We start from the raw sequence: 8,429 nt of genomic DNA, 5'->3' as shown, positions 1-8,429 counted from the left end.
TCGTCGAGCACGCGCCGCACCGCCCAGTCATCGGCATCGCCGCGCTGGGACAGCAGGCGCACCTGCTCCGCGAGCGCCGTCTGGTCCCCGGTGAGGGAGACGATCTGCCCGTACACCCGAGCGGCGCCCGCGGGGTCCTGCAGCTCGTCCTCCAGCACCTCGGCGAGCCGGGTGAGGGACTCGGCGCGAACCGACGGGTCCTTCGCCCCATCGGCACGGGCCAGGTAGAACTGGGCCAGCTCGCGCCAGGCCTGGCGAGCGATGAGCTGGGCCTCGATGCGGGTGTCTTCCGGGCTCTCCTGCCGGGGGACGAGCGGGCGGGAGGGCCCGGCGTCCTCTTCATGGCTCCAGGCCGTGGGAGCCTCCGCCCGGGCCTCACCCGATGGCGGAGTGGACGGAGCCTCGGGCCTGACGGCCGGAGCGGAGGACTCGGCGGTGCCCTGCGGCCCGAGGGCGGCGACCTCGAGGGTCTCGTGCCGATCGTCGGAGACTTCTTCGGAGGAGTCCGCCCGCGGGGTGGGGGCGGGAGCACCCGCGAGGACGTCGGGCAGGTCGGACGCCTCGGAGGTGACCTCATCCTCCAACCAGGGAGAGGGCCGTGGGGGGGATTTGCGCGGCTCGCTGGGGGCACGCGGCTGGAAGCGCGCGTCGGGTGGGCGAACGGCCTCCGCCGTGGGCTCATCTTCCTCCCAGGGAACCACGGGGACGACGGGCACGACGCGCCCATAGAGCCGTGTTCCACCCTCGACGACCTCGCCCCGAGGAGGCGGTGGGGCCGGGACGGTCCCATAAATCCGCGTTCCGCCCTCGACGGCCTCGCTCCGGGGAGGCTCCTGGGCGGGAGGCTCCGCGTCCCGCATGGCCTCGGAGCGCCCGGTGGGGGTCTGCTCGCGGAGGTTGATGCGACGGAAGATCTCCTCGATGAGCTTCCGGGCGCGGCGATCTCCGGGGGACTCGGCGACGAGCGCCTGGAGCGTCTCGACGGCGCGGGGGAGCTGGTCCACCCGGCGCAGCAGGCGCGCGAGCTGCAGCCGCACGGCGCGGCGGGTGTCCCCCCGGGTGTTGCCGAGCGCGGACGAGAGGAGGGCGATGGCGGCGGCCTCGGTGCCCGCGCGCAGGGAGAAGGCGACGAGCACCGCGGCCAGGCGCGGCGTCATGGGCATGCCCCGGCTGGCCCGTACCAGCTCGCCAAAGGCCCGAGCGGCCTGCCCCTCGTTCAGCAGACGGGCGGCGGTCCGCCGGTGACGCTCCACGACATCAGGCACCTCGGAGCCACCTCCGGACACAGACACACCCGCGGGCGAGCGCTGGCGCGAATCGACCGCCTCCGACGAACCGGCGTCATTGCCGTTTCTCACGCCACCCATGGGTGGGGCAGTCTACACGCGATGTCGCCTCCGGTCGTCACCGTCCTCCTGCCCGCCCGAAACGCCGAGTCCACCGTGGCCCGGGCCGTGGAAAGCCTGCTCGAAGGCACGCTGCGTGAAATCCGGCTGCTGGCGGTGGACGACGGCTCCACGGACGGCACGCGCGGAGTGCTCCAGGGGCTGGCGGCGAGGGACGCCCGGGTGGAGGTGCTCGACGGAGGGGGCCGGGGGCTGGTGGCCGCGCTCAACCTCGCGCTCTCGCATGCCACCTCCCCCTACGTGGCGCGAATGGACGCGGACGACGAGGCCCTGCCCCGGCGCCTGGAGGCGAGCGTCGCGGCGCTGGAGGCGGACCCGAGCCTGGGGGGCGTGGGCACCGGGGTGGAGCTGTTCCGGGAGGACCAGCCGGTGAGCCCGTCCATGAGGGACTACGCGACGTGGCTCAACGGGCTCACCACCCCCGAGCGCCTGCACCGCGAGCGCTTCGTGGAGAGCCCCATCTGCCACCCCTCGGTGTGCCTGCGGCGGGAGGCGGTGGTGGCAGCGGGAGGGTGGGAGCACGGCGACTTCCCGGAGGACTACAACCTGTGGCTGAAGCTCATGCACCTGGGCCACGGGATGCACAACGTGCCCGAGGTGCTGTTGCGCTGGAGGGACAGCACGGGGCGGCTGACGCGGACGGACCCGAGGTATGCGCACAAACGATTCATCTGGGTGAAGGCGCGCTACCTCGCACGCAGCCGGGAAGTGGGGGGACGTCCACTGACGGTATGGGGCACGGGCCCGGGAGGGCTCACCCTCACGCGCTTCCTGCTCGCGGAGGGAGCGCGCGTGGAGCGCTTCATCGACGTGCACCCCCGCAAGGTGGGCACGCGCATCCACGGCATTCCGGTGTTCCCGCCGGAGTCCCTGGGCGCACCGCCAGAAGACACCCACCTCATCGCGGCGGTGGGCGTACGAGGAATCCGCGACGAAATCCGAGGCGCGCTCACCGGGCTCGGCTGGATTGAAGGCCTCCACTTCACCTGCGCCGCGTAGGCTGGAGACTCGCGGAAGTCAGACACGGAGAGCACGCACATGGCCAAGGGAGCCTTCTTCAACGTCCCCTTTCACGGGCACGTCAACGCCACGTTGCCGGTGGTGCGGGAGCTGGTCGATCTGGGGGAGGAAGTCACGTACTACCTCACGGACGCGTTCCGGCCCCAGGTCGAGCGGGCGGGCGCGCGGTTCCACCGCTACGAGAGCACGGTGGAGGAGGGCCTGAAGGCGGGCACGGTGGGGTTTCTCCCGGCCCGCATGCCCGGCGAGAGCCGCCACGTGCTCGCCCAGCTCCTGGAGGTCGTCCGCGCGGATCGCCCCGACTACGTCGTCTATGACCCGATGTGCCTGTGGGGGCGGATGATTGCCCAGCTCCTGCGGCTCCCCGCCATCACCTTCCGCCCCACCATGGCCATCGACCCCGGGGTGGGCCAGTTCGCGGCCTTCATGCGGAGCCGGGCCGCGGCGTTCCCGAGCCTGTTCGAGCAGGCGAACAAGGAGCTGGCGGCCCTGATGGGGGAGTACGGCCTGCCGCCGACGGACTTCCGGGGCATGATGGGCCACGCGGAGCCGCTGAACCTGGTCTGCGTGCCGCGCGCGTTCCAGCCGGGGGGCGACACCTTCGACGAGCGCTACCTCTTCGTGGGGCCGTCCATCCGGCCGCGCGGGGACGCCGGGGACTTCCCCTTCGCGCACCTCGCGGGAGGCCCGACGCTCTACATCTCGCTGGGGACGATCTTCAACAACTGGCCCGAGTTCTACCGGATGTGCTTCGCGGCGTTCGGCGGGACGCCCTGGCGCGTGGTGCTCGCCACGGGGCACGCGGTGAACGCGGCGGAGCTGGGGCCCATCCCCGACAACTTCCTGGTGCGCCCCTCGGTGCCACAGTTGGAGGTCCTGGAGCGCACGGACGTCTTCGTCACCCACGGTGGCGCGAACAGCCTGATGGAGTCGTTCTCCTACGGCGTACCGGTGGTGGTCATTCCGCAGATGGCGGAGCAGCCCCTGAATGCCCATCGGGTCGCCGAGCTGGGTCTGGGGCTCGCCCTGGACAAGCAGACCGTCACGGTGGAGCAGCTCCAGCAAGCGGTGGCCCGGGTCGCGCAGGAGCCGGAGTTCCGAGCGAAGGTGCGGACCCTGCAGCAAGGGGTGCGCGCGTCAGGGGGCTACCGCCGCGCCGCCGAGGCCATCCTCGAGTTCCGCACCCGCCAGGGCTGACCCAGACCTCATCTGCGCCGCGTGAATCGGCCGCGGCGGAGCCCGTCGTGGCTCATCATGCGGGCGAGCCCACGCGGAGGATTTGCAAGGAGCCCCCCGGTGCCGAAGTCGTCGCGCTGTACCGCCACAATGTCCAAGGAGTCCGTCAACTCACGCCCCATGAGCCCACGGCGGCCCTTGCGCGTGGGGGCGCTGGCCCTGGCGGCGCTGATGCTGGTGACAGCGTGCGCCACGAAGGCCCCCATGGGCGCGGCGTACCATTACCGTCCGTCCGTGGGGCACGACGCCCCCCAAACGGGAGCGCTGGAGTCGGAAGAGGCTGTCTTTACCAGGCTGCCCACGAACTTCGCGCCGGTGCAGGTGAGTGACTCCGAGGTGACGTCAGCCCTGACAATGCTTTGGCTCGACATGCCGCTGCGGGTGGCCACGTCCCGCCCCCCGCTGTATGTCGGCCGTAGGTTGGTGTTGGCTTCCACGCCCTTGAGCGGCGAAGCGTGGCGCTCAGGCCTGGCACAGTCCTACGGGCATTATTGCGAACGGCGCGGCACTCCAGGGGACTGCCTGACACTGTTTGAGGATGGGCCGCGCTTCCAGGATGAGGACAAGCGCCGCCTCGCGCTTTCCCTGGCGGTGGGTCCCGCGCTGGAGGGCGTGAACGCGGAAGTGCGGGCCATGCTCAACCCCACGCAGTTGCTCACACTGCTGAGCATCAGTATCGCGGGTTACATGGTGCTATTGCTGGCGCCGGTGCCCGAGCCGGTGACAAAGGGCATTGCCCTCGCGTTCACCGTGCTCATGTGGGGTTATCTCGGGTGGGAATTTTTCGATCTCCTGCGGGCCTATGCGCAGCTCTATGAAGATGCGCCCCGGGCCTCCACCTTTGCGGAGTTGCGCGAGATAGGCGAGCAGTTTGGCCGTGTCATCGGCCCCAACAGTGTGCGGATCCTCGTGCTGGTAGGTACGGCGGCGATAGGTGAAACGGCGGGGCTCGCATCCAAGGCCCCGAAGCTCCCCGGGTTCGCGCAAGCATCAGAGAAGGTCGCGGCGAGTACCGGCTTGCGTCTGCTGGATGCGGCAACCGGAGCCGAGCGCGTCATTGTCTCCGTGCCCGAGGGCACGATCCGCCTTGTAGGGGCACCTCACGTTGTGGCCATGGCTGGCCAGAGCCTTGGCGTTGGGAGTCCTGCGTCGGGTAGAGGTAGACTCCTCGCCAATGGACACAGGGCGTGGGGGTCTTTTAGTGGCTTCAAGTCGGCCATGGGGTCAGCGGATAAAGGGAAACAATGGCACCACATCGTGGAGCAGACTCCCGGGAATGTGAACCGATTTGGTGGCGAGTCCCTGCACAACACCGAGAACGTCATTGCGTTGGACAAGAACTTACACCGCGATGTGAGTGCTTTCTATTCATCGATTCGACCGTCCATCACCAGGTCCACAAAACTGACGGTCAGAAAGTGGCTCAGCACCCAACCCTACGAGACGCAGCGAGAGTTTGGCCTGCTGGTGATTGAGAATGTCAAAAAGGGAATTTGGAAATGACCCTGGAGAATATCGCAGAGGAGTTCGCGCGAAACGTGGCCGCGCAAACAGATGCAATCATGCGTGGCGACAGTAAGTTTGGGAACAAGTGTGCCAAGCGTTACACGGCTGCTTTCAAGAAATTGCGCGACCACGGCGAAGCAGGGCGGGACGCACTCGCGGCGTTGTTCGTGCATCCGCGCATGGATGTTCGGGTCTATGCGGCGGTTTTCCTGCTCAGTGAGCGACCAGAGCAAGCCAAGCCCGTTTTAGAGGAAGCCGCCAAGGGGGAAGGTCTGATTCCCTTTGAGGCATCCCAGGCGTTGAAACATTGGAATGCGGGCAATTGGAGCTTGGATGTCGATTAGGAACCATGGCGCGTACCCGGTACAGCAGTCAGGGCACTGCATCGAACACGCCAGCACCTCTACCCGCGAGCACTCGCGTCCAGCGGACGAATCGTTCCCGAGGGAGCAACGACCCCCACGGACGTGAAGAAGCGCGCGAGATCCTCCGGCACGGGGGCCTCGAAACGCACCGACTGGCCCGTGTGCGGATGCGCCAGTTCCAACGCCTGCGCATGCAGCAGGCACCGTGGAGCCGGAATCCCTCCCGCCTGCGCCGCGCCTCCGTAGCGCTTGTCCCCGAGAATGGGCGCCCCGAGCGCCGTCAGGTGCGCGCGGAGCTGGTGCGTCCGGCCCGTCTGGGGCAGCAGTTCCACCAGACAGAAGTCCGCCCCCGCGTGCAGCACCCGGTACTCCGTGAGCGCGGGAATCCCATTCGCCGCACGCGTCGCGCGCCAGCGCCCCGGACGTGAGGGGTCCTTCGACAGCGGCAGATCGATGACTCCCTGCGCCGGCAGCTCCACGGGCCCCACCACCGCGAGGTAGCGCTTGCGGGCCCGGCCCTCGCGGAATTCCTCGGCCAGCGCGGTCGTCGCCTCGGGCGTCTTCCCGAACACCGTCACCCCGGACGTCTCCCGGTCCAACCGGTGCACCAGCCCCGCCGGTCGATTCAGGTGCGCGCCCACCCTGTCCACCAGGCTGTCCCCCACCCTCCCCTCCGTGGGCTGCGCCGTCATCCCCGCGGGCTTGTCCACCGCGATGACCTCCGCGTCCTCGTGCAGCACCCGGAACTCCGGCGCGGAGGCCGGCGCCGCCGCGAGCGGGCTCTGTCCACCCTCCTCCAGCACCGCCGTCACCACCTGCCCCGGGGACAGCTTCGCCTTCGCGTCCCGGCACCGACGCCCGGCCACGTACACCGCGCCTACGTTCACCAGGCGCTCGGCTTCCTCCTGGGGAAGGTTCAGCTCCGCCGCCAGGGCCTCGCCCAGGGGGCGAGCCGGATGGGAGGCATCGACTCGGAAGGTGCGTCGCTTCATGCTTCCCTGGTTACTCCAACCGCTCGCGCACCACGGTGGTCTTTCCCGGCTCCACCACCACCTTCATCGTCTTGATGGCGCCCAGCTCGCTGTTCACCAGACGCAGCATGTAGCTGCCCTCGTAGACCTCGCGCGGGGCGAGCGGCGTGGTGCCGAGCTTGCGGTTGCCGATGTACACGTCCGCCCAGGGCGTGGCATCGGCGGCGATCTTCCCCTTGCGGAAGGTGATGTCGGTCCGCGTCGTGCCCTTCGCCTCGACGTCCACCGAGACCGTCTGGCGCAGCTCCAGCTCGGCGTTGACGAGCGTGAGCGCCACCTTGCCCGCCGGCAGTGTCACCGTGGCGGGCGTCCGTCCCAGCTTCTTCGCCCCCAGCAGGATGTCCGCCGCCGGCGTGCTGGAGAGCACCACCTGGCCCGTCAGCTTCTCCCGCTTCGACTTCTTCCCGCGCAACTCCGCGGCGGTCTCGGGGGCCGGCTCGGGGGGTGGAAGGGCCTTGAGCGCGAGCTTCACCGGGGACGTCACCCCGGGCTCCACCTTCACCGTCGCCGCCTCCTCCTGGTAGCCCTCGAGGCTCACGCGCACCAGGTGCTCCACCCCGGAGGTCAGCTCGGACAGCGTCAGGGGAGTCACCCCGGCCTGGGACTTGCCGTCGAGCACCACCGTCGCCCCAGGCGGCTCGGTGACGATCTCCAGCCCGCCGGGTTTGGCCTGCTCGGGGGGCAGCTCCACCGAGATACTCTTGCTCGCGGACTGCTTCGTGAGCCGGACCGTCACCTCGCGAGGCTCGCGGCCCTCCAGCTCGAAGCGCAGCCGGAGGTCCTGTTCGAGCAACAGGCCCCGGACGATGCCCGGCGTCTTCACCCCCGTCGGCGAGCCGTTCTGGAACACGGTGGCACCGGGCGGAGCACTCTCCACCGTCAGCTCACCCACCATGGGCTCCGGTGGGGGCGGCGGTGGGCGCATCAGCACGAAGGCGAGCACCCCGGCCAGCGCGACCGCCGCGACGGTGGCGACCGCCGCCACCAGCCCCTTGCGGCGGGTGGGCCGGCGCACCGCATCCTCTTCCACGACCTCCACGGGGGGCGCTTCCCCCTCCGGACGCGCCTTCGCGTTGGTGAAGCCCGAGAGCTGCGAGTTGGAGGTGCGGTGCCCCTGCTCGAAGATGTTGACGAGCTGCTCGGGCTCGGCGGTGGGCAGCTCCTGGAGCAGCCGCTGGTAGGCGGCGTGCTCCTCGGAGAAAAGGGCCATCATGAACCGCGACACCTGGACGCTCGTGGGCGGCTGGGGCGTGCCGGACAGGTACTTCTCCAGCGCGAGCTGCATCTCCTGGGCGCTGGCGTAGCGCTTCTTGCGGTCCTTCTGGAGCGCCTTGGCGACGATCTCATCCAGCTCCGGAGGCACGTCGGGACGCAGCTCGGAGGGGGGGCGGACCTCGCCATCCAGGATGTCTTGCAGGATGGCCAGCTCGTTGTCGCGCTTGAACAGCCGGCGGCCCACGAGGATCTCATGCAGCACGATGCCGAGCGCGAACACGTCGCTGCGGGCGTCGAGCGGCTCGGCGCGGATCTGCTCGGGGGACATGTAGCTGAACTTCCCCTTGAGCTTGCCCGCCTCCGTCTTGGTGCTGTGCGACTCGGCCTTGGCGATGCCGAAGTCCAACACCTTCACGCCTCCGTCGTAGGTGACGAGGAGGTTGGAGGGGGACACGTCGCGGTGGACGATGTTGAGCGGCTTGCCCTGGTTGTCCTTGCGGGTGTGGGCGTAGTGCAGCCCCTCGCACGCCCCGGCGAGCATGCGCGCGGCGAGCGCCGGCGGCAGCGGAACCTGCGCGTTCTTGCACTTGCGCAGGATGGAGAGCAGGTCGTGCCCCGCGATGAACTCCATCGCGATGAAGAAGGAGGCA

6 protein-coding genes and 1 pseudogene are annotated in these 8,429 nt (G+C 69.4%); 4 read left to right on the top strand and 3 right to left on the bottom strand.

The window, feature by feature from the left end; genetic code table 11:
- A pseudogene (locus tag VF697_RS21855) lies at positions 1–1,265 on the bottom strand (hypothetical protein); the annotation flags it as partial.
- Positions 1,266–1,388: 123 nt separating this feature from the next.
- Here VF697_RS21855 and VF697_RS21850 point away from each other — a divergent pair.
- The 4 genes from VF697_RS21850 to VF697_RS21835 all read left to right on the top strand — a co-directional run bounded on the left by VF697_RS21850 (position 1,389) and on the right by VF697_RS21835 (position 5,512).
- A complete protein-coding gene (locus VF697_RS21850; protein ID WP_331097988.1) occupies positions 1,389–2,405 on the top strand; it encodes a glycosyltransferase family 2 protein in 1,017 nt (338 codons plus the stop codon).
- Between the two features lie 39 nt (positions 2,406–2,444).
- On the top strand, positions 2,445–3,623 hold the full coding sequence (locus tag VF697_RS21845; protein ID WP_331097986.1) for a macrolide family glycosyltransferase: 1,179 nt from the start codon (positions 2,445–2,447) through the stop codon (positions 3,621–3,623).
- Between the two features lie 99 nt (positions 3,624–3,722).
- On the top strand, positions 3,723–5,165 hold the full coding sequence (locus tag VF697_RS21840) for a hypothetical protein (protein WP_331097984.1): 1,443 nt from the start codon (positions 3,723–3,725) through the stop codon (positions 5,163–5,165).
- Positions 5,162–5,512: a hypothetical protein gene (locus tag VF697_RS21835; protein WP_331097982.1), complete on the top strand. Its 351-nt coding sequence runs from the start codon at positions 5,162–5,164 to the stop codon at positions 5,510–5,512. The genes VF697_RS21840 and VF697_RS21835 overlap by 4 nt, the downstream gene beginning before the upstream one ends.
- Positions 5,513–5,571: 59 nt before the next feature.
- Here the strand turns inward: VF697_RS21835 and VF697_RS21830 are convergent, their stop codons facing one another.
- Together VF697_RS21830 and VF697_RS21825 are read right to left on the bottom strand one after the other, a co-directional pair.
- Positions 5,572–6,525 (bottom strand): RluA family pseudouridine synthase, encoded by a 954-nt coding sequence (locus tag VF697_RS21830; protein WP_331097980.1) that lies wholly within the window; start codon positions 6,523–6,525, stop codon positions 5,572–5,574.
- Positions 6,526–6,535: 10 nt separating this feature from the next.
- A partial coding sequence (locus tag VF697_RS21825; protein ID WP_331097978.1) for a serine/threonine-protein kinase occupies positions 6,536–8,429 on the bottom strand: 1,894 nt, incomplete at its 5' end.

Source organism: Archangium sp. (genome assembly GCF_036388035.1).
Lineage (GTDB): Bacteria > Myxococcota > Myxococcia > Myxococcales > Myxococcaceae > Archangium.
This window is presented reverse-complemented; position numbering and strand designations above follow the sequence as displayed.